Raw genomic sequence first — 23,095 nt, 5'->3', positions numbered from 1 at the left:
GAACTTTCATGTGTAAAAGTATTGAACTTGATTTGTCTATGAGCAGTTCCGACAAAATCACCTTAAACATACAATAGATATTATTTGGCATGCAGAAATAGTTCATCGTGTTTAATTCAGATGGCTGGTCAATATGATTATTTTATTTAAAGTCACACCATATAGAATTTATGAAATATTCTTCTTTAAAGAACCTATTTTTACCGGTGTTCTTATATCATTAAAGGCGACTTTAATTTAATCTTTCAGGATAACGAATTACGGTTTGTACTGCTGCTGAATCTTTAAATCATGATACAGGTCATAAAATACAATATTTCATGTTCATATACTCGAAAATAAATATAAACTGAAAATGAGAGGCAATTAGCGCCAATATAAAATAACGAGATAAGATAATGGAGAATATTGAAGACAGGAAAAATGGAGTAATCTTGGTCTGCGAGGACGTAACGGAGGATAATTATATCCTGTTAAATAATCTTTATAAGCGTAATATAGGAAGCTTAGACTACTTTATTTGGAAGAATATTAAAGAAAAAAAATATAATATCTCTAGTGAAATAAAAGCATTTTCGCTTAAAAGAAACGATACATACTTGTCAATTGTTATAGCAAGAAAGTGTGAATTTAGTCTTAAACATAGGCAAGTATCCATTAATATGCTTAGCGATTTTGGCATAGATGAATGTGTAAAATCGCGAACTTTGATAATAGAAAGTGCTAAACAGACACATCGTAATGATGTGGATGCGACGGTATGTTACTCAGATGAAAGAAAGATCAAATGTTATTCAAAGATTTTCGAAAAATACATATGTGACAGAGTGAACGTTTTTGATTTTACAGAAATAATAGTAGAAGGAGCTACCAAAATCGATGTAGACCTGAGTGATTTTAATGAAATAGATAATATTAGTAAAATCAATTTTTTCGGCAGAGAAGTAAATAGAGATTGGATCGCTTACTCAAAGCAGTGTCCTTGCTACAAGTATATTAAGTTGTTAACTGTTGGGAAAGAATTAGCGATATTGGGTTTTGATGATACCACGGTGGAAGTGATAGGTTTGTCAAATACATCTCCCCGTACAATTATATCTATAATTAACGCTTGTTTTGCTATTAGGACGAAATGCAGAATAATTTTACCAAATCCTATTTATTCTGAACTACAAAGTAGGCTAAGTAAACATAATATTATAAATAAGTTTAGCATGATGATTGCCTGGCATACCGAAGAAGATTTCAATTTATGTCATGAAGATATATTTATCAATAAAATCGACAAACGATAAAGGAGTTTAAAATGGGATGTATTTTTTGTCACCCAGAATCTTCCTTTGAAAAAGATAAAATACTTTTACAAGGAAAATATTTCTATGCTTTTGTACCTAAAGGCCAGATAATTGAAGGTTATATAATTATTGCCACTAACAAATGTAATACTGATTTAGGGGGATATCGGTGCTTTGCAGAAATATACGATGAAGAAGCAATAAAAGAATTGAAACAGTTTAAGAATATAATAAATGATTTTTATCGCGAATATTACAATATAAGTCATCCTATTTGTTATGAAAATGGGCGAGCTGGTGGTTGTATCGTCATGGATCCAAATCAAAAGTACTGTTATCATGCACATTTATGTTGTTTCCCTACTGAGATTGATCTTCATAATAAATTAAAGAATCAATTTAAAATGCATACAATAGACTCATTAGATGAACTGAAAATGTTCGGTGAGGCTGGCCCCTATATCTATGTTGAAGATAGTGGTAATAAATATATTTTTACGATAGGTGAATCAGATTTCATTGAGAGAGGAATGATAAGAACAGTATTGGCAAATAGTTTAAATATGCCAGAAAGATCCGATTGGAGAGCTAATGAAGGAATAAAGGAGATGAATGCGACTGCTAAAAAATTCAAATTATATATTAATAACCATATGGAGATTGGATAATGTTATATGCAGATGCAGCTTCTACCTCATGGCCAAAGTCACAAGAAGTGAAAGACATGATAAATATGTATTTAGACACTCTTGGAGTAACTCCAGGGCGATCTTTATCGCAACAATCTAAAAAGGTTACCGAACTCATTGAAGAGTGCCGACATGAATTAATCGAACAAACGAAATTAAATGGTCATGGGACAGTCATTTTTAACTCAGGAGCAACGTACTCACTCAATGAATGTATAAAAGGTACGCTTAAACCGGGTGATAATGTCATTACTACCCATTTAGAACATAATTCAGTACTTAGACCCATAAACCATTTAAAAGATATTGGAGTAAGTAGTCAATTGATCGATGTGACAGATGGTGAAATTGATATATCGCATTTGGAGATTTTATTAAGGAATAAGAAAACTAAGCTACTAGTAGTTCATAGTTGCTCGAATACTATTGGTACATTTTGTAATATAGATGAGGTAGGAAAACTGGCACATTTATACGGAGCAATGGTTTTAGTTGATGGTTCACAATCTTTTGGTTCACAATTAATTGATTTATCGAAAGGTAATATTGATTACTTTGTTTTTAGTGGGCACAAAAGTTTAGGAGGAGTATCAGGTATTGGGGGATATTTTATTCTTGATAATGGATTTTCTCATAATGAATTAATCCAGGGTGGGACAGGTGTATTATCAAGATTAACAACACAACCAACTGGAATACCATACAAGTATGAATCGGGAACACAAAACACTATTGGCATACTTTCATTGTTGGCGTCTATAAGGCGTTTAAAAAAAATTGGGATAGAGAACATTCAAAATCAATTACAAACTCTGCGTACCACTCTTATAGATGAGTTATCACAATTAAATAAAATCAAGCTAATCTGTAAACATAATGTTGGCTTACCAACAATTCTTCTTACAGTGGAAGGTTATCATCCCGGAGAAGTTTCTTATATACTCGAGAACAAATACAATATTATTACACGTCCTGGGTTGCAATGTGCACCATTAGCCCATAAAAAATTTGGCACTTACCCTGATGGTACTGTTCGAGTTAGCCTTGATACGTCGCATACAGCGGAAGATATTTTAAAAATAAAATCTGCCTTGATTGAAATCACTGAAGGAAGTTGTGAAGGAAATACTGATAATTAATGAGAGGAGCTCAGATAACTTACGCAATTTAATAATAAGTGGAACTGTGAATAAAACATTTAAATTTCATAACCTTAATGTTAAAACAAAAGGATTCGCTGCTGATGAATAGTCAAGTAAATTAATTTGATATTTATTTCAAGAAAATAAAGATGTGTCATTAATCACCATTAGTAAATAATACAAGGATAGAATTTTATAAATATATGGAATTATAAGAAATTAATATATATTTTATTAACAATAATAACATATAGGAACATATATGAATATACCTAACAACAATGAGCGTTATATAAACAATTTAATTGATGGCAGGTTGAATTATATACATATTGATAGAAAAGGGGACTTTAGCAATACAAACATAGACTGGAAAAATGCGTTAATTTTATCGGGTTCTTTCAATCCACTTCATAAAGGTCATGAAGAATTAAAAGAAATCGCTACAATGATGACTAAAAGAAAACCCTATTATGAACTGTCAATTAAGAATGCGGTAAAACTTACCATTCCAACCGATGAAGTTTTCAAAAGGATAGAGCAATTCAAGGATAAAGGTAATATAATTTTAAGCGATGCTACGTTTTTTACTGATAAATCGCATATTTATCAAGGAGCAATTTTCGTAATTGGTGCTGATTTATGTCAAGAAATTAATAACCCTATTTATTATGGCGGTGAAGAGGGATTAAAAAAATCTCTTATGACAATTAAGAATAATGATTGTAGATTTCTTGTGGCTGGCCGTTTTTTTAATAATAAATATCATGCAGTTGATGATTTGGTAAATATTAGAAAGGAGCATCGTTTTTTATTTGAATCTATTCCAGAAAGTCTATTCCGATTAGATATATCATCAACAGAAATAAGGTTAATGAATAAATAAAAGGAGATAAATCATGAATAAAGAAAATCACAAAAATCTGCTGGATAACGAAGTTAATTTAAATTCAACATATTTAACCAAAGAGATTCAGAGAAGATTAAAACAAGCTTCATTTATATTTAATCCTGGTGATATAACTTTAAATTCCCAGCTAGATGGTTCACAAATTAAATTATTTTCTGAGATATGTGCGTTCTTGGAGCAGGACGGTAATTTAGATATTCTTGCCTCTTGCATACACGATTTATGGTGTGCAAAATATTTAATCGATAATAGAACTGCTACGCAAGATTCAATAACAAAACTTGAAATTGAATACAATTTGCAAGTCAATTTTTTAAAACCTTATCAAGCATTCACAGAAAAAGAGAAGAAGTTTGAGAAAAGGTTAATCAAGAGCGACTTGAGTATTATATCAGAGATAATGAAAAGTATTTATTTATACGATGACAATATTGCATCTGGTAATTTTAATTATGAGATGTTACTTTCTACAAACGATGCTATTTTTTCAGATTTAATGACAATATTAGGCCACAGTGACAGTATAATAGAAATTGCAGCAGAAAAAATCCATGCCAGTTGGTTTGATATAATGAAAGAATTTTATGCCGATGATGAAAGAGTCCAATCAAAAGAAAAGCTAAATATTAACAACTCAGATTTTATAAAAAACAGGGATGGGATACGCATTGATTTAGCCGCTATTTATATTGTACTCATGGAAATAAAATATAACCGCCTTTACATGGAGGTTTGAAATGATACATTTATTTCTATCACCCCATTTAGATGATGTAGCTTTAAGCGCTGGCGGTTTAATACATAAATTAGTTTCAGAAAATCAAAAGGTAGTTATTTTAACATTTTTTACTGAGTATGACAAAAATATTGCATCTCATTACTTATACTCTGCGAATAATGATAATATGAATTCATTTATAAAACTTTATTCAAAGCGAGCTAATGAGGATATCGCCTTTTGTAATAAATTATCAGCGATTCCAATACATGGTAGAATTTTAGATTGCATTTACAGAACTGATCAATGCGGTGAACTTATGTATAAAAATTCTGCCATGATTTATAGTGGTCTGGTACATAAATCAGATTATGCATCCGATATGGCTCAAGATCTCATCGACAAAACATTGTTAAATTATCAGCCTGATTATATATATGCCCCTTTGGGAATAGGTCGACATGTGGACCATATTATAATAAATAATCTTGTACATAATATAACAGGTTCACGTAAGTTAAAAATATTACTTTATGAAGATTTCCCTTATGTTTTAGGTGAATATCCTATTATTAATCCCGATAGTGTGGAAAATTCTTTATTAAGAAATAACAAATTTGATAAGCGAGCTATATTGTTAGATATTGATTTAAAAGAAAAAATGCAAAATATTTTATTTTATGAGTCTCAATTAGAACCTCTGTTTGGTAACAAATCAAATCTTTTAGTCTCATTGAGAAAATATCATCAATCTATTAACAAAATCAAAATACAAGAACGTTTTTGGTTAATTAAATGAAAGATTAACAATGAAAAAAATATTTATAATATACCATGATCTTTTCTTAAATGGATATGGTGGGGTAGAAATGGTATGTTCGAGTTTAATAAGTTTAATTAACCGTGCCAACATTGAAATTGATTTCATTTTCATATCCTTAAATGAGATAAACAGAATTGAAAATCATGCTTGGTTATCTAATGCTCAACATATATCCTTAGCATCAAGCAATTACAAATCTCGCCAGGATATTGCATGCGAATTATCCTTGATATTAGCAAGATTTTACCCTGAGATTCTAATAAGTTTAGACACAACATCCTGTAATATTGCTCGACTTTCCTGTGAAAAAATTAATTTCCCAGTAAAAACTTACTCTTGGCTGCATACTTCCATTAGAAATCCTACCCCACAGAAAATTAAAGATTTATGCTGTGCCGACGAGCACCTTGTAATCAGTTCTGGTTTACGAGATCAAATGTTATCCTTTGGGATAAAAACAGAGAAACTTCATCTTATTTTCAATCCTATCAAAATGAATCCCTTTATAATTCCTCAACCAAAACACATAGCTAGATTATTATATGTTGGAAGAATTCTTGCCTATAAGTCAAAAAATCTAACTGAACTATTTTTAGCGCTTTCTCAATTACATGGTCATTGGGAATTACATATGGTAGGTTCTGGTGATGATGAGAGTTACTTAAAAAAATTATCTTCACAACTCAATATAAATAACAATATTATTTGGCACGGTTGGCAAGATCAGCCTTGGGAATTTGTAATGAGTAGCATAAAAGAAGTATCCGCTTTTATTTTAACATCAAAATATGAAGGTTTTGGCATGGTATTAGCGGAAGCAATATCCTATGGTATCTATTGTATAAGTTCAGATTGTAAGTGTGGTCCGAATGATATTATCAACGATTTAAATGGCGAGCTTTATAAATCAGGTAGTATTCTTGAGTTGTCTAAAAAATTACAACTCATTATTGATGGATATAAAATAAGAGATCATTATGCAATAAAAAATTCTATTGCCTTTCTTTATGAAGACAATTTCCTGTTAAGAATTACTAACGCTTTATCTCTCCATCGGTAAGTATCTCCTGTCGTAACATATTATGAGAGTTAAACTTAATGCTCTCCTCTTCGGAGAGCATTTGTTTTGCATTGAACAAACTAATGGTGCACTTACTATATAGCCAACATAGGTAAATGATTTATCTCTTGTTTTTGATACTGTTAATAAACGTTTCTCGTGCAGTTGAAGATCCCAGGCGTTCTGCTTCATCCAGCAGATTCAGCGCCTTATCAATATTGCCGTTATTAATTTCGTTTTTAATTGCATCACTGAAATAACGTTCTGTGTCGTTCAGGACAGGTTTGGTTTTCAGTGGAGTGCGCTGTGTTGCGGTAGCTTGTGTTGGCCCAACAACGACAGGCTCCAGTGCCGGGCCTGATAAGACCTGACCAATAGTGATGTTACCGGTGTTTTGTTCCGATTTCACTTTCAGCTTCAATGTACCGGTTTCTGTATGGCGGGCAACGGGATCAGGAATGGCGGGAACGGCGTTGCCGACTCCTTGAGCATAAGCTTTGGCGGGATCAATCATTTGTGTTGATTTTTGCAAATCGGTACGAGTGGTATAGACCAGCACATAAATTTGCTGTTGTCCTAATGCTGGCGTCAGCTTTAATGTGCCTTCCAACCGATCTGTAGACATAACCCCCGGACGTTCATACGGAAAGTAGTCACTTGGATAAAATGCTGCGGGGCGTAATCCCTGATCAAGTACCAAAACATTTGGCGCATAAACTTGTTTATCTTGTACTAAACTGCTCAGCATAATGTCCAGTGAGCCCCGATTTGCCGGAATGGCGAATGCAGCGATTGGCCCCTGAATATTTCCTTCATTAAGGTGCTGGGATGTGGCATTGAGGATAATGGTCTGCGTATCGTTTGGGTTAACTGGCTGCCAGTTCAGTTTTTGCAGTGCTGCTGTTGAGAGGGAAGGTGCAACAGCATCCTGTGTCGTGGTTGCCTTAGCTGTTGTAGTGATAGGTGTTGCATAGCTTATCAAAGGAGCTGCGCTACAGAGTAAGGCACTAAGACAGAATGAGAGCAGTTTAATTTTCATTTTTTACCCTTGTCCGGTTGAAAAAAGAGACTGATACCCACGGGCAAAAGGCATATCAGTCCAAGGCGCTAAAAGTAGCTAAATAATCTTGCTGGCCTAAAACCAGCCGTTTTTAATGGCATTACCACCAGGCTTCGAATTGTGCACCAAAGGTGAATTCATCATCGTTGCCACGGCTGAATTTATGTGTTGCTGTATCACGGTAGGCCATGCCAGTGGTGTAGTTATCGCCGTCGTCTTTCCTTGCATTACCCCATTTTTCATCCCATTTGGCATAGGTGACGAACAGGCGGATAGCCGGACGGGACCAGATGCTATCACCAGCTTGCCATTGCTGGGCAAGGGTGATTTTGTATTGATCGTTAGTGTCATTGGTACGCTGAGATTTGACATTATCATAGCCAATATCCATCAAGGTACTCATCGTTGGTGTCCATTTGTACATTGGACGTACACCAACCGTATACCACGTGTTGCCGTTGTTGTTATCACGGTCGGTATCCTGATACATCGCCACGTACATGAGATCCCATTTTTCTGCGAGATTAATGGCACCGTGATTCAGGATGCGTAGCATATGACCGTCATTGTTTACACTGGCGCCTTCAGAGCGACCACTGTTGGAGGAGGTCATGGAATCTGTCGCGTACTGTACGACAAATTTGTTGAAGCCTCCGGACACACTTTGTGTATGCTCGGCAGTAAACATGAAACCATCTTTGGACGCGTTGCGGTCAAGGTGATAGTTGTCCCGCGCATTAGCACGCCCATAGTCAAAACCAAGTTCCAGACTACCGCCGGGGTTCACTTCCAAGCCGGACAGACGTATGTCGTAGACATCGTTAGACGTGGGAATTTCATGGTTCCTACCGGCAATCCAGCCATGAGAACCGCCAGACTCGGTGTTACGGGTGACGGCCAGAGAGAGTTTGCTAAAGCCTAGATCGATATCTTGCAGGCCGGCACCGGGACCTGAGATATCCCAGTAGTAAAAGTCGATCATATGTACGTCATGACGCTGGTAGAAGCGTTTACCTGCCCACAGTGTTGAGCCTGGCAGCCAGTCGATGACGTTTTTCGCTTGGACATTCACTTCACGGAAAGCGGGATTGGTGGATTCCCAGTCACTTTGTTGCGCTACGGAATAGGCTACGTTGGTATCGAAGTAGAAGCTCTTATCGCCATCTTTCCATAGCTCCTGACCCAACTTAAGTTCAGCATAGGTTTCACATTCATTACCTAAACGGTATTTGCTCTGTGCACCGGTACTTTGGAAACACTGTTGCTCGCCACCGCTGCCGGCCCAGCCAATACCGGAACGGGCGTAACCGTGAAATTCTACGGCTGACGCCTGCATGGACAGTAATCCAGTTATAACTGTCAGTGATATAGGTAATATACGCATTGATTTCATCAATTATTCTCCTGTCGTTTTGTAATTAGCTCAGGCTCAAACACCGGGTTCTTTATGCAAACGCTGGCATGCGGTTCCGTCTTCCCGGAACAAATGGCAGCGGTGGGGAGGTAATCCGATAGTGAAGGAGGCCCCTTCTTCCACGAGCACAACATCAGGCTGGCGATAAACCAGATTTTGATGAATAGCCGGGATTTCAATGTGAACCTGGGTTTCATTTCCCAGCTGTTCAACAACCTGAACTATGCCTTCCAGCGTGACATCTGCGATATCACTAGGAAGGAGGTGTTCTGGGCGTATACCCAGAGATACATTGCTGCCTACTTTTACCCCTTGGCTTTCTACGGGAAGCCAGATTTGCTGGCGATTAGGCAGAGTAATTTGCACCTGATCGACGGCGGTGGCCGTGACTTTAACTGGCAGGAAATTCATTTTGGGTGAGCCAATAAAGCTGGCAACAAAACGATTAACGGGATAGTGGTAAAGCTCAAGTGGTTTGCCGATCTGGGCAACATCCCCGCCATCCAGTACCACGATTCTGTCGGCCAGCGTCATTGCTTCAACCTGATCGTGGGTGACATAAATCATCGTACGTTGCAGGCGTTTGTGTAGGCGTGAAATTTCAATGCGCATTTGGACGCGCAGTGCGGCGTCCAGATTGGAAAGTGGTTCATCCAATAGGAAAACATTCGGTTCAGCGACCAGAGTACGGCCAATGGCGACCCGCTGGCGTTGGCCGCCTGATAGTGCTTTAGGGCGGCGATCAAGCAGATGAGCGAGTTGAAGCATCTCCGCAACTTGCTTTACGCGCTGCTGAATGTCACTTTTTTTGGCGCCGGCCAGCTTCATACCAAACGACATATTGTCTGCAACAGACAGGTGGGGGTACAGTGCATAGGATTGAAAAACCATTCCAACGCCACGCTTGGCTGGTGGTACATCATTTATACGTATATTGTTGATCAGCAAATCACCAGAAGTAATATCTTCCAGACCTGCAATCATCCTTAATAGTGTCGATTTTCCACATCCTGATGGACCGACAAAAACCACGAATTCTCCTTCCTGTATCTCAAGGTTGATGTTCTTAGAAATAATAGTTTCACCATAAGCCTTAGATACATTACGTAGTGTGACGCTCGACATGTGTTCCCCCGGACTATCACCGCAATCCACGGTGAAAAATAATAAATCAGAGTGTGTTTAAGATAGTGGTTGAGTAAATCCTCCATGCCCAAGTTTTTTATGGGGGAGGAGTCAGGAGGATGAGATAGGAGTTGTTGAGGCGGTTAGGTATGAGCTGCTGGATAAAGTGTGATCTTTACTACAAAAAGAGGTGTCTCTTTTTGTGGTCAACAACACGGTTCCTCTGTTTTTGTAATGTAGATCACACCCATCTCAGTTGGGGCGTAGAGCGGGGGAGGATGAGTATTTCTATTGTCGGTTGCACACTAGCTTCGTACCCTCCGCCAATGTAACAAAACAGTTCACCCTGAACCTATTCACACTATAAGTAAAGGACGGAATGATGACAAAAACAAACTTGAAAGTGGGCGCCCGTACCCTGGCGCTTTCTGTTTTAGCTACTCTTGTGCTTTCTGCCTCTGCTTTGGCAAAAATTGAGGAAGGTAAGCTGGTTATCTGGATCAACGGCGATAAAGGCTACAATGGCCTGGCGCAAGTTGGTGAGAAATTTGAAAAAGATACGGGTGTCAATGTTACTGTTGAACATCCGGACAAGCTTGCAGAGAAATATTCGCAGGTTGCGGCAACCGGTGATGGGCCGGATATTATTTTCTGGGCTCATGACCGTTTTGGTGGTTATGCACAGTCGGGTCTGGTGGCGGAAATTACGCCGGATCAAAACCTTAAGGACAAACTGTTTCCATTCACTTGGGATGCTGTGCGTTACGACGGTAAATTAGTTGGTTATCCTATTGCAGTTGAAGCCCTCTCCCTTATTTACAATAAAGACCTTGTAAAGACACCACCCAAAACTTGGGAAGAGATCCCTGCTCTGGATAAGGAATTGAAGGGTAAGGGCAAAAGCGCTCTTATGTTTAATCTGCAAGAGCCTTATTTCTCCTGGCCGCTGATTGCTGCTGATGGAGGATATGCTTTCAAAATGGAAAATGGTGCATATGATGCTAAGAACGTCGGGGTTAATAATGCCGGTTCCAAAGCAGGGCTGAATTTTATTGTCGATTTGGTAAAAAATAAGCATCTGAATGCGGATACCGACTATTCCATTGCCGAAGCAGCGTTCAACAAAGGTGAAACGGCTATGACTATCAATGGTCCGTGGGCGTGGGCCAACATCGACAAGAGCAAGATAAATTACGGCGTGACGTTATTGCCGACGTTTAAAGGTCATCCATCCAAGCCGTTTGTTGGCGTATTGACGGCAGGTATTAATGCCGCCAGCCCGAATAAAGAGTTGGCGAAGGAGTTCCTGGAAAACTATTTGCTGACCAATGAGGGGCTGGCAATGGTGAATAAGGATAAACCGCTGGGGGCCGTGGCGCTGAAATCCTATCACGATATTCTGGCTAAGGACCCGCGCATTTCTGCCACGATGGAAAATGCTCAAAAAGGCGAAATCATGCCGAACATCTCGCAAATGAGCAGTTTTTGGTATGCCATGCGTAACGCTGTTGTTAATGCGTTGACCGGCCGTCAGACTATTGATGCCGCACTGAGTGACGCAGAAGCCCGTATGACCAAGTAGCCTGTAGACACCCTTTTCTGAAAGGGTGTCTCTTTCCCGTAACGACTAAGGATGTTACTTGCGGAAGATTGATCCAATTATCAGCAAAGCTGTTACAGTCGTAGTAAAAGGAATAAGAGCATTATGTCAGCGACGCTCAAAAAAATATCATGGTGGCAGTATTCTGCTCTGAAATGGCTTGCAGTGAGCCTGTGTATACTCTTTACCGGTTATCTGGTGGTCTTGATGTACTCACAGGGAGAGTATCTGTTCGCAATGCTGACGTTGGTATTGTTGGGAACGGGGATTTACGTTTTCGCTAACCGCAATACTTATGCCTGGCGTTATGCTTATCCGGGCATCGCGGGAATGGGGCTGTTTGTGTTGTTTCCGCTCATTTGCACTATTGCCATTGCCTTTACCAACTATAGCAGTACGAATCAACTGACTTTTGAACGTGCACAATCTGTCCTGATGAGCCGTCAGTATCAGTCAGGGCAAACATTCACTTTCAGGCTCTATCCAAAATCCGATCTATGGATTCTGGCATTGGATGCACCGGGCCAGACTAAGCAACTGGTATCGGAGCCGTTTTCTCTGTCAGTAGCGGAAGAAACGACTTTACATTTGCATGAACAGGACAACGCCCAGAGTGGTGAAGCGGCGACATTGCGTATTATCACCCAGAATCGACAGGCGCTGAACCAGTTGGTTGCCGTTTTACCAGATGGTAAGCAACTGAGAATGAGTTCGCTTCGTCAATTCTCTGGTGTACATCCTCAATACTCTCTTGGGGAAGATGGCAAGACTCTTACTAACAATCAAACAGGCACGCTTTATCGCCCTAATACCGATACCGGTTTCTATCAGTCTGTTAATGCTGAGGAGCAATGGGGAAATGAGACGTTAACGCCGGGATTTACTGTTTCCATTGGCTGGAAAAATTTCCTGCGTGTGATACAGGATGAAGGTATTCAGAAGCCGTTTCTCTCTATTTTCGTTTGGACGGTTGTGTTTGCTCTGTTCACTGTGGTACTGACTGTTGCTGTCGGCATGGTCTTGGCCTGTGTTGTGCAATGGGAAGCATTGAAAGGCCGTGCTGTTTATCGCGTGCTGTTAATCTTGCCGTATGCCGTGCCATCGTTTATTTCTATTTTGATTTTTAAGGGGTTATTTAACCAGAGTTTTGGTGAAATCAACCTGTTGCTTAACGGCCTGTTTGGTATTAAGCCCGCTTGGTTTACTGATCCGACACTGGCGCGAACCATGCTGATTGTGGTGAATACCTGGTTGGGGTATCCCTACATGATGATCCTCTGTATGGGTTTGTTGAAGGCAATACCAGATGATCTGTATGAAGCATCGGCGATGGATGGTGCTGGCCCGTTTCAGAACTTTTTTAAGATTACCTTCCCGCTGCTGATTAAGCCGTTGATGCCGCTGATGATTGCCAGTTTTGCCTTTAATTTCAACAATTTTGTTCTGATTCAATTGTTGACTTATGGCAGGCCGGATCACATTGGCACTACGACGCCGGCGGGCTATACCGATTTACTGGTGAGCTATACCTATCGTATTGCTTTCGAAGGGGGTGGTGGCCAGGACTTTGGATTGGCTGCGGCGATTGCCACCGTTATCTTTTTGCTAGTTGGTGCACTGGCCATTATCAATCTAAAAACCACCCGTATTAAATTTGACTAAGGAGGGAATGCAATGGCGATGGTTCAACCCAAATCACAGAAATGGCGTTTGTGGGCGACGCATTTGCTGATGTTAACCTTTATTGCCATGATTTTATTCCCGATGTTGATGGTTATTACCATCTCCCTGCGGCCGGGGAATTTTGCCACGGGTAGTTTGATCCCAGAAAATATTTCTTGGGAGCACTGGAAATTGGCGCTTGGCTACAGCGTGGTCTCATCGGATGGTCGTGTTACTCCACCACCTTTCCCGGTTATGCTATGGCTTTGGAACTCTGTGAAGGTTGCCTTTATTACCGCTGTAGGTATCGTTACGTTATCAACCACCTGTGCTTATGCTTTTGCCCGTATGCGTTTTCGCGGTAAAACCACCTTGCTGAAAGGTATGTTGATTTTTCAGATGTTCCCGGCAGTTCTTTCCTTAGTGGCGTTATATGCCTTGTTTGACCGATTGGGGGAGTATATACCGTTTATCGGCCTCAATACTCACGGCGGCGTTATCTTTGCCTATCTGGGGGGCATTGCGTTGCATGTCTGGACGATTAAAGGTTATTTTGAAACCATTGACGGCTCTCTGGAAGAGGCTGCTGCGCTTGATGGCGCGACACCGTGGCAGGCTTTTCGTATGGTCTTGTTACCGCTCTCTGTACCGATTTTGGCCGTGGTGTTCATTCTTTCCTTTATTGGCGTGATTACGGAAGTGCCTGTTGCTTCACTGCTGCTGCGGGATGTGAATAATTACACTCTGGCTGTGGGCATGCAGCAGTACCTTAATCCACAAAACTATCTTTGGGGAGATTTTGCCGCCGCCGCTGTGCTCTCGGCACTCCCGATTACCATTGTTTTCTTGGTTGCTCAGCGCTGGTTGGTTAGTGGTTTGACCGCTGGGGGAGTAAAAGGCTGATTGTGACACTTATCAGTGTGAATCCCTTTAATAGATTGAGATTAAAGGGATTCACGGAAGTATCAATTATTGCTGGTGGTGAACTTGACGGTTTAACTGCCATGACAGTAAATCAGTAAATACCTGCCAGCGATGAAACTGTTTAGTCTGCTCTGCTGTCATTGGCTGTGGTTCACCTAATAATAATCCCGTTTGATTTGCCCACGGTCGAAATTCACCTTTGCCTATCATGATATAGGCCCCTTGCGGTGTAATAGTCACTTCCGGGTTATATCCCTGACACCAGATAGGGTCCAGATGTTCAGTCAGCAAATTACAGCCGGTACGGTAATAAGTCGTATTTGATAGGCTTAAATGATAGAGAGTTGGCCAGATATCTTTATGGCTGCCGACTCTGGTCGCATCAAAAGTCGTGTTATAGCGATAATCAGGCGGCACGTAGAGATAAAGTGGTACGCCGTGACCAATTGCCAGTTCATGGGCATCTGGATAACTGATACCCCGCATATTATGGTCACCGGTTGCTGCAATAATAGTATGGGAAGCCAGTGACTGAGATTTTACCCAACTGATAAACTGCCCCAACTGATCGTTGGTATAACGCAGAGTATGGAAGACCTCTTGTAACTCATCACCGCTAGCCAGATGGCTTAGGCGTTGTTTCTCTGCATCGTTTAGCTTAATGTCGGTTTTCTGATAGCCTTTTGGTGACTTATACGGTGGGTGATGGGTAGTAGACAATGACAGAATCAGAACATGTTCTCCGTTCTTCTCTGCCTGAGTCAGGCGTTCTTCAATATAACGGAACATAAACTCGTCAGGTACACCCCAAGTACCGAATTTGGCTTCCGGGTAGCGTTTTTTCAGCCCATTCTGATCGATAAATTCACTGACGCCCAGATTTGGCAGGAACTGATTCAAATTACGCCATGCTCCGTTACCGGATGTAACGAAGATAATCTTGTAACCATTCGCCAGATAGGGTTTAAACATATTGCTGGTGAAATCGAGATTTTGGGCAGTGGATTGGCTGATTGCACTGTTCGGGCTACGGACCAGGAAGCGGCTCAAACTGTCAATAGTGCCGTCCCCTTCAGAAACAAAACGTTCAAAACGCCAATCGTTTTGCCAGTGCTGACGCAGGGCGCCAAAAACATCAAGGTTTGGACGATCCAGGCTTTGCAGGTGATAGCCCATGCTTTCCATCACGTTAAATATTACATGGGGTGGTTTTTTCTGAGCGACAGGATTGTCGGCGGTTTTAGCCATAAACGGCGACAGACTAGCCGGCGTTGGATTATCCAGAAATTGGCTTAATAGCTTGCTACCTTGCTCATCCGTTGCTTCTGGGAAATAGCTGTTTTTGTCATGATCATTAAAGGCCCAGTTCAATGCCATTGGACCATTAGGTGTCAGCATATTAAGTATCTTAACTTCTGAAACTTGTGTATTGGACTGACGCAGTGGAAAGGTCCCTATGGAGCCGCGCATTCCAACGAAGCAGATAGCCAAAATAGCCAGTGTCGCTATAGCAGAAATTGGCAAACTGGTTTTGCGTGCTGTACGTAAGGTAAGGTGGCGTTGCCAGCGGAGACAAAGCCAGAAGACGAAAGCGGTAAACAGAACTAAGCACAGTAAGCCACGGATAATGGGATAGTCATTCCACAGAGTATGTAACACGGCTTTCGTATCATCTTCCACCAAACCGAAGATGAAAATATCAATCGACCGTTCATAAGTGGCATAGTAATAAACATTGCTTACAGTTAAAGCCCCGACCAGTGTATTGAGTATTGCAGCCAGCCACGGATAGCAACGCTGCCATAGGCTGAAACTGTTTTTGTGAATGGCAAATAAGCCGGCAATCAGCAGACAGGGAACAAATAGCAGACTGGCAATACGGATATCAAACAGCCCGCCAATCCAGAACATTCGTTCTACATCTTGAATAGAGTCAGCAAGGAGCTGATGGCTGCCATAAGTGAGGAGAAGATAGATTCTTCCCGCCATTTGTATTGATACAGCCAGCAGCCAGGGAAGTAAAAGAGCGATAAAAGCCTGTTTAAATCTGGGAAACCACATAATGCCTTCTTAATTAGAATGGATTAGTAAGATTAATTTGGTATTTTATGGGTAAAGATCCTAGCTTATTTAGTAAATGATTGCCTATCCTAATGTTAGGTTATTTTATTAGACATTTTTTGCAGTAAACAGCAGGTCTGACCAAGGTCCAGACAAAATCGATTGAGAAAGGATGGTTTAGATTATAAGCCATCTTTTAGATTGCTGACAAAACCATTTTTAAAAATAGGTGTTTTCGTTTCACTGAGAATTTCAGATAGCGTGTTGTCGGCTGATTAGTTTTCTCTTATCTAATAACAGTTTATTGCATCAACGATGATAAAAGGTTTGGCAGATTAATCAGCCAGAAAGGTGATAACAGTTGGGCAGATATTTAAGCGTTAACAGAGCGCGAAAATATTTTGGAAAGTAACGGTATGAATTGATTTTAGCGTTAAATCACATTAAAGGCATAAAAAGAGGTATGGTTTAAATCAAATCGCAGACCAGATTGATTAAAGCAGTGTAAAGCAAGTTTAATCTGGCGTATTTAAGGCATTGCAGTTTTACATAATAAATTGCAAAATAATAGTACTGTAAGTAATCCGATTTATATTCTGTTAAATCATTTGCTTAGAGACTGTAATTTATTTATGACAAAGTTTATTGTCAGTTGAAAACATTATTAAAGTCGGTTTCTTTGGTAAAATAGATTTTATGATTAAGTTATTCATATTCTTATTTATCTTTTTTCCAGAGAGATGAGCATTAATAAAGTTTTCATTTTTCACTGATAGTTTTATGATGGGTAGGTTTTGAACTGTTATTAAACGTCATTTTTTTAACTTTTGGTTTTAATCGGTATAAGGTTTTAGCAATTGTTTTTACCCTTTTTAGCGCCCAAGGTGGGATTCCACTTTATTTATAATTTATCCAGATATGATTTCGTCTCTAAAATGAGGAAGCCAGCCCTGATGGTATACAGAAATATTGTTAGCGCAACACTTGCGTACTCATATTTGCACAAGTGCAGTTATGGGTACAACATTGTGAGGTAATGACTATGAATACGATGAGTTATTCAGCATTCCGGGCTAACTTGGCCAGAACCTTGGATAAAGTGAATGATGACCACAAGCCCGTTATCATCACTCGCCAGAACGGTAAACCAGCAGTCGTTATTAGCCTGGAAGATTTCCAGTCTTACGAAGAGACGGCCTACTTGATGGCCAGCCCCAAAAATGCTGTTCGTTTGAACCAAGCTATCGTGGAAGTGGAGGCCGGTAAAACCGTTGAGAAAGGGTTATTGGAAGAATGATTTTATCTTGGGCGGAAATGGCATGGGAGGATTATCTGCATTGGCAACAAACCGATAAAAAAACCCTAAAGCGCGTAAATACGCTAATTAAAGATGTTAAACGGCAGCCCTTTGGTGGTCTTGGTGGTCCAGAACCAGTAAAGCATAATTGGTCGGGATATTGGTCCAGGCGGATTGATCGAAAACATCGCCTAGTTTACAAGGTGACAGACGAAACAATCATTATTGTGCAATGCCGCTATCACTATTAATAAAACCTTATTGATGCTCCTTGCTGTGCGATATCAGAAAATGTTTTGGTGAAAACTCAGCAGTGATAGTCGAGGAGCCAAAAGTCAGCAATCTTAAGGATGGTTTAGATTATAAACCATCCTTGAAAATCATAATTTCATTAAGTTATTAAATGGGAAAAGATCGCACTTTCAGAGGAGAACCTGATGTTACGGTGTTCAGTTCTCGGCTGCCCCTGCTTTTTTACGACATGTATTCAAATCATTCAGTAATTGGTTTACATGATCATCACTGAACATCGTTTCCAGTGTGGTATTTAATTTACGTCGCCAGTTGGGATATTCCATTGTAGTACCTGGAATATTGACGGGTTTATCCATATCCAGCCAGTCTTCGGGTTGCAGTCCCAGCAGTGCGCAGGTGCTGTGGGCAATATAGCGATGTAATCCCTGGTTTATCTCGGGTGACATTGCCACCTCTTTCGCAGTGTGGCCGATATGTTCCGGAATACAGCCGTAGCGATGCAATCCCTCTAATAACTCTTGTTTGCTTGCCTGACGTTCGGTATATAGCCTTTGAAGAAGATCTTTATCAGGATATAGCTTGAGTGATTCCCCAAGTGTCAAATCGGCACTTTGCCAGAATCCGCGCAAAGTAGGCAGATCATGGGTGGTTATCGTTGCCATTGCTTGTACTGGGTAATCATTCGGTGCACGGACTTCTCCCTGTCCATTACGCTCAAAGTAGAGCACTTTATAAGAATAGACACCGCTGTCGCGCAGTTTGCTCACAATTTCTTCCGGCACGATACCCAAGTCTTCACCAATGACCAGGCATCGATGACGTTGACTTTCCAGTGCCAGAATTGCCAGCAGATCATCAACTGGGTAGTGTACATATGCCCCTTTGTCGGCGGTTTCGCCATAGGGGATCCACCAGAGCCTGAGCATCGACATAACGTGGTCAATGCGTAGGGCGCCGCAATAGGTCATATTTGTGCGCAGCAGCTCAATGAATGGTTGGTAAGCCTGGGTTTGTAAAACATGAGGATTCATTGGTGGCAGGCCCCAGTTTTGACCCAATGGCCCCAGGGCATCCGGTGGCGCTCCCACTGATGCTTTGGTGCAGTAGACAGCCCGGTTGCACCAGGTTTCCGATCCTCCTTCGGCTACGCCAACGGCTAAATCTCGGTAAAGCCCAATCGGCATTTCACTGGCTTGACTTTGTGCAAAGCAGTCTGCAAGTTGAGTATGGGCCAGCCACTGTAGCCAGAGGAAGAATTCCACTTCTTGCGGGTGAGACTGGCAAAATGTTTGTACGGCTTCGCCGTGTGGATCGCTATATTCTTCCGGCCATACAGGCCAGCCCCAACAGCTGTTATTTTTAGCGTATAGCAAACAGTGCAGGGCGTCATAGACGGCTTGATAGTAGAGGCCTTCACCACCTTGAATGACGAATTGGCGAAAAGAGACCTGTTGGGAGTCAGCTTCTGAACGGGTATTGAACTGTTGATATGCCAGACGCAGTGCTGCCATTTTCAACGCCATGACTGTGGTGTAATCCACCCATTTTGTGCTGCGGGCATGTTGTAACATGCGCTGAGTCGTCTGAGTTTGCCACCACTTCTGCGCTTCTTCACTGTGTTTGAAATCTTCAATCTGATTAACATCAATGTAAATCACATTAAGCCAGTTGCGTGAAGAGGGGCTATAGGGACTGGCGCTTTCTGGCATAGCTGGATGCAGCGCATGCAATGGATTCAATCCGATAAAGGAACCCCCGCGTGCCGCCATCTCTTTCAGCATGTATTTCAGATCGCCAAAATCTCCGATTCCCCAATTGTTTTCTGAACGCAGTGTATAGAGCTGTACACAGGCACCCCAAAGTTTTTCCCCCTTTAACAGCGCATTTGGCTCATAGCAGCGTTTGGGCGCGACTATAATTTGTATAGACCAGCATTGGCTGCCTTGCGTCAGAGTAAGGTGATGGTATCCCTGAGCAAGGGTATCAGGAAAAGTCAGTTGATGGCTGCCATGTCCCTGAAATTCTTCTCCTTGTTCTGTCCGTATCTGCCATTGGTAGTTCCTGTCGTCTTTCAGGGTGATAGTGAAGTGCTGCCCTTGAGTAAAAACTTTTACTATCGGTACGGGGGAAACCGGCTCGTTGGCCGGTTTGTTTACATTTATGGCATCTAACAGGCGGTGCCTGGTGTCTGCGGGAATCGCCTGTGGTTTTCCATAAGCATTGATATAGCTGGCAACAATGCCAGCCTCGGTCGCTAAATGATCGAGGCTCTTATCCTCCATGATTTTTCCTTATCTCTTTGCTTGCCAGATACGTTGTTGATAATCCCGGATTGTCCGGTCAGAGCTGAACATGCCCATTCGGGCGGTATTCAGAATGGCGCTGCGTGTCCAGCCTTGAGTATCACGGTACAAGGCATCGATCCGCTTATGGGCATTGCAATAGGAGGCAAAATCAGCCAGTACCAGATAAGGGTCTCCACCTTCAATCAAGCTGTGCAGCAGCATGTCAAATGCCCGCTTATCACTGTAGCTGAATTCGCCGCTGGCCAGTGCCTTGAGTATGTTGTCCAGATGTTTATCTTCCTTGAGTAACGTCAATGGATCATAACCGGCAGCTTTCAAAGCTTTCACTTCTTCGACGGTGTGTCCGAAGATGAAAATGTTGTCGTCTCCCACTTGCTCGGCAATTTCGACATTCGCTCCGTCTAATGTTCCGATAGTCAGTGCGCCATTTAGTGCGAGTTTCATGTTTCCTGTACCGGAAGCTTCCTTACCGGCAGTGGAGATTTGTTCTGAAACATCGGCAGCCGGGATCATAAGCTCTGCGACAGAAACTTTGTAATCGGGGATAAACGCGATCTTGATGCGATCACGAACAATAGGATCATTATTGATCTTTTCAGCGGCTTGATTGATCGCAGAGATAATGTTTTTTGCCAGATAGTAACCTGGTGCTGCTTTCGCACCAAACAGGAATACGCGTGGAACGATATCCAGCGCCGGATTTTCCTGAATTTGCTTATAGAGCGACAGGATGTGTAGCAGGTCCAGATGCTGACGCTTATATTCGTGCAGGCGCTTAATGTGTACATCGAAAATGGCGTTTGGATCCAGCTTAAGCCCCATTACTTTATTCACATAATTGGACAGGAGGATTTTGTTGCCCTGTTTGACCGCCCGATACTCCTCGCAGAAAGCAGCGTCATCTGCATAGGGTTCAAGCTCTTTAAGTGCATTAAGATCGTTAATCCATTCACGGTTAAGCGTCCGGTCGATCAACCCTGACAAGGCTGGGTTACACTGTTTGATCCAACGACGCGGGGTAACACCGTTCGTCACGTTATGGAATTTGTTCGGCCACAGTTGATGATATTCTGGGAAAAGATCCTTAACGATCAGTTCTGAGTGCAGCGCCGCTACCCCGTTCACGGCAAAGCCGGCGACGACGCAAAGGTTCGCCATCCGCACCTGATGGTTATAATGTACCGCCAATTTTTCCCATACGGCTTGATCGCCCGGCCAGGTTTTCTCCACCAGATTTTTGAAACGGCGGTTAATTTCTTGAATGATGTTGTAATGGCGTGGCAACAGGTGGCTAACCAGATGTTCATCCCAGCATTCCAGCCCTTCCGGCATCAGCGTGTGGTTAGTATAGGCGAAAGTATGGCTGGTTATCTCCCATGCTGCTTCCCAGCTCATTTGGTGTTTATCCAGCAGAATGCGCATCATTTCAGGAATGGCAATCGTTGGGTGGGTATCGTTAAGCTGGATAACTTCATACTTTGGCAGATCTTCTATTTTGCGTCCCGCCAGATGATGGTGACGCAGGATATCCGCCACAGAACAGGCGCATTGGAAATATTGTTGCATCAGGCGCAGGCGTTTGCCTTCCTGATGGTTATCATTCGGATAGAGAACTTTCGTCAGCTTATCTGCTTCAACACCTTGCTGTTCTGCTGCCAGGAATTGACCGTTGTTGAATTTGTCGAGATCAAATGGATCAGCATGTGTTGCTTGCCACAGGCGCAGTGGTTGGGTAACACCGTTGTGATAACCAATAACCGGTAGATCCCAGGCTTCCCCAATCAATGTAAATTCAGGTGCCCAGGTTTCGCGCCCATCGTCTGTCATTAAGACTTCGCCACCAAAATTAACTTCAACATCCAACTGAGCATTGTGGCGGAACCAAGGGTAGGATTCACGCCCCCAATTGTCCGGCTTTTCAATTTGCTGCCCCTGCTGAAAAGACTGGCGGAACAAGCCATATTGATAATTCAGACCGTAGCCGATTGCTGATTGGCCAACGGTTGCCATAGAGTCGAGAAAACAGGCGGCAAGCCGTCCGAGTCCACCGTTGCCTAATGCGGGATCCGTTTCTTGTTCCAGCAGATCGCTCAGAATGATATTTTCTTCTGCCAGGTAAGTCTGAACGTCTTCATACCAGCCAAGGTTAAGCAGATTGTTTGCAGTCAAACGGCCAATCAGAAACTCCATAGAGATATAGTTCACATGGCGTTGTTGTTGGTCGGAAGGAGCAGTGATCTCAGGGCTTGAGGGCAGTAGTTCTGACAGGGCCGCACTGACGGCTTGCCACCACTGATGCTGAGTCATTTCCTGGGCTGATCCGAGGCCAAAGCGCTGCCATTGACGCGTCAGCGCAGCTTGAAACTGGGCTTTATCTAATCTGGTCTGTTGCATGGAGTCTTCATCCTGTAGCTGAAAAAGGAAAATTTAGACACTATGCTGAATGCTCTCAGAGTCTAAAACATCATCCTGGAGAGGTATTAGTCAGGGTGGAGTAAAAGGGCGTAGTCGATAATCATATTCAGCTTGATTTTTAATCTATGTGAATTCATTTTTTCCTGGAGATTGATGGAATGGTTTGCGGTCGTCTTCCATAATTTATCGATGGAAAATGGAATTTGCTGTTCAAGAATGTGATAGGGCGCGCAACTTAATACAATGAGGTTCGCAAACAGGTTTGCAAAGGCTGTGTATTTCACTAAATTTGGTTGGGCTTATTAATGACATTATTACGGGCCGTGATATAAATTATCT

At 41.6% G+C, this 23,095-nt stretch carries 18 protein-coding genes; 12 read left to right on the top strand and 6 right to left on the bottom strand.

Going from position 1 to position 23,095, the window contains the following annotated elements; all coding sequences use genetic code 11:
- Positions 1-398: 398 nt before the first annotated feature.
- From PTE_RS10045 to waaB, 7 genes are all read left to right on the top strand, one after another.
- Positions 399-1,295, top strand: a complete 897-nt coding sequence (locus PTE_RS10045) for a hypothetical protein (RefSeq protein ID WP_036845858.1) — start codon at positions 399-401, stop codon at positions 1,293-1,295.
- Between the two features lie 11 nt (positions 1,296-1,306).
- A complete protein-coding gene (locus PTE_RS10040) occupies positions 1,307-1,963 on the top strand; it encodes a hypothetical protein (RefSeq protein WP_036845855.1) in 657 nt (218 codons plus the stop codon).
- Positions 1,963-3,123: an aminotransferase class V-fold PLP-dependent enzyme gene (locus PTE_RS10035; RefSeq protein ID WP_036845852.1), complete on the top strand. Its 1,161-nt coding sequence runs from the start codon at positions 1,963-1,965 to the stop codon at positions 3,121-3,123. Before PTE_RS10040 ends, PTE_RS10035 begins: the two co-directional genes overlap by 1 nt.
- 265 nt (positions 3,124-3,388) lie before the next feature.
- Positions 3,389-4,012 carry a nucleotidyl transferase family protein gene (locus PTE_RS10030; RefSeq protein ID WP_036845849.1) on the top strand — a complete coding sequence of 208 codons (624 nt, stop codon included), beginning with the start codon at positions 3,389-3,391 and terminating at the stop codon, positions 4,010-4,012.
- Between the two features lie 13 nt (positions 4,013-4,025).
- A complete protein-coding gene (locus PTE_RS10025; protein ID WP_036845846.1) occupies positions 4,026-4,772 on the top strand; it encodes a hypothetical protein in 747 nt (248 codons plus the stop codon).
- Position 4,773: 1 nt separating this feature from the next.
- The gene (locus PTE_RS10020; RefSeq protein ID WP_036845843.1) at positions 4,774-5,553 is read left to right on the top strand and encodes a PIG-L family deacetylase; all 780 of its coding nucleotides are present in this window, start codon (positions 4,774-4,776) and stop codon (positions 5,551-5,553) included.
- A gap of 10 nt (positions 5,554-5,563) precedes the next feature.
- Positions 5,564-6,637, top strand: coding sequence for a lipopolysaccharide 1,6-galactosyltransferase (gene waaB, locus PTE_RS10015; RefSeq protein ID WP_036845840.1), 1,074 nt, complete (start codon positions 5,564-5,566; stop codon positions 6,635-6,637).
- Positions 6,638-6,758: 121 nt separating this feature from the next.
- Here the strand turns inward: waaB and malM are convergent, their stop codons facing one another.
- From malM to malK, 3 genes are all read right to left on the bottom strand, one after another.
- Positions 6,759-7,676 carry a maltose operon protein MalM gene (gene malM, locus PTE_RS10010; RefSeq protein WP_036845837.1) on the bottom strand — a complete coding sequence of 306 codons (918 nt, stop codon included), beginning with the start codon at positions 7,674-7,676 and terminating at the stop codon, positions 6,759-6,761.
- A 121-nt stretch (positions 7,677-7,797) separates the two neighbouring features.
- Positions 7,798-9,090 (bottom strand): maltoporin, encoded by a 1,293-nt coding sequence (locus PTE_RS10005; protein WP_036845834.1) that lies wholly within the window; start codon positions 9,088-9,090, stop codon positions 7,798-7,800.
- Positions 9,091-9,126: 36 nt separating this feature from the next.
- A complete protein-coding gene (malK, locus tag PTE_RS10000) occupies positions 9,127-10,236 on the bottom strand; it encodes a maltose/maltodextrin ABC transporter ATP-binding protein MalK (protein ID WP_036845832.1) in 1,110 nt (369 codons plus the stop codon).
- A 382-nt stretch (positions 10,237-10,618) separates the two neighbouring features.
- On the opposite strand from malK, the gene malE reads away from it, so the two are divergent.
- The 3 genes from malE (at position 10,619) to malG (ending at position 14,401) form a co-directional block, all read left to right on the top strand.
- The gene (gene malE / locus PTE_RS09995; protein ID WP_036845829.1) at positions 10,619-11,818 is read left to right on the top strand and encodes a maltose/maltodextrin ABC transporter substrate-binding protein MalE; all 1,200 of its coding nucleotides are present in this window, start codon (positions 10,619-10,621) and stop codon (positions 11,816-11,818) included.
- Positions 11,819-11,941: 123 nt separating this feature from the next.
- Entirely contained in the window at positions 11,942-13,498 is a 1,557-nt protein-coding gene (malF, locus tag PTE_RS09990; RefSeq protein ID WP_036845826.1) for a maltose ABC transporter permease MalF, read from the top strand.
- 12 nt (positions 13,499-13,510) lie between these two features.
- Complete coding sequence (gene malG / locus PTE_RS09985) at positions 13,511-14,401, top strand: maltose ABC transporter permease MalG (RefSeq protein WP_036845823.1); 891 nt, start codon at positions 13,511-13,513, stop codon at positions 14,399-14,401.
- 66 nt (positions 14,402-14,467) lie between these two features.
- Here the strand turns inward: malG and PTE_RS09980 are convergent, their stop codons facing one another.
- Positions 14,468-16,483, bottom strand: a complete 2,016-nt coding sequence (locus tag PTE_RS09980) for an LTA synthase family protein (RefSeq protein ID WP_036845821.1) — start codon at positions 16,481-16,483, stop codon at positions 14,468-14,470.
- A 1,042-nt stretch (positions 16,484-17,525) separates the two neighbouring features.
- On the opposite strand from PTE_RS09980, the gene PTE_RS09975 reads away from it, so the two are divergent.
- Positions 17,526-17,780: a type II toxin-antitoxin system Phd/YefM family antitoxin gene (locus PTE_RS09975; protein WP_036845819.1), complete on the top strand. Its 255-nt coding sequence runs from the start codon at positions 17,526-17,528 to the stop codon at positions 17,778-17,780.
- On the top strand, positions 17,777-18,031 hold the full coding sequence (locus PTE_RS09970) for a Txe/YoeB family addiction module toxin (RefSeq protein ID WP_036845816.1): 255 nt from the start codon (positions 17,777-17,779) through the stop codon (positions 18,029-18,031). Before PTE_RS09975 ends, PTE_RS09970 begins: the two co-directional genes overlap by 4 nt.
- Positions 18,032-18,229: 198 nt before the next feature.
- On the opposite strand, the gene malQ is transcribed toward PTE_RS09970, so the two are convergent.
- Together malQ and malP are read right to left on the bottom strand one after the other, a co-directional pair.
- A complete protein-coding gene (gene malQ / locus PTE_RS09965; RefSeq protein ID WP_036845813.1) occupies positions 18,230-20,317 on the bottom strand; it encodes a 4-alpha-glucanotransferase in 2,088 nt (695 codons plus the stop codon).
- A 9-nt stretch (positions 20,318-20,326) separates the two neighbouring features.
- Positions 20,327-22,735, bottom strand: coding sequence for a maltodextrin phosphorylase (malP, locus tag PTE_RS09960; protein WP_036845810.1), 2,409 nt, complete (start codon positions 22,733-22,735; stop codon positions 20,327-20,329).
- Positions 22,736-23,095 lie beyond the last annotated feature (360 nt).

Source organism: Photorhabdus khanii NC19, from assembly GCF_000517265.1.
Classification (GTDB): domain Bacteria; phylum Pseudomonadota; class Gammaproteobacteria; order Enterobacterales; family Enterobacteriaceae; genus Photorhabdus; species Photorhabdus khanii.
The sequence above is the reverse complement of the archived record's forward strand: the minus strand, read 5'-3'. Positions and strand labels throughout refer to the sequence as shown.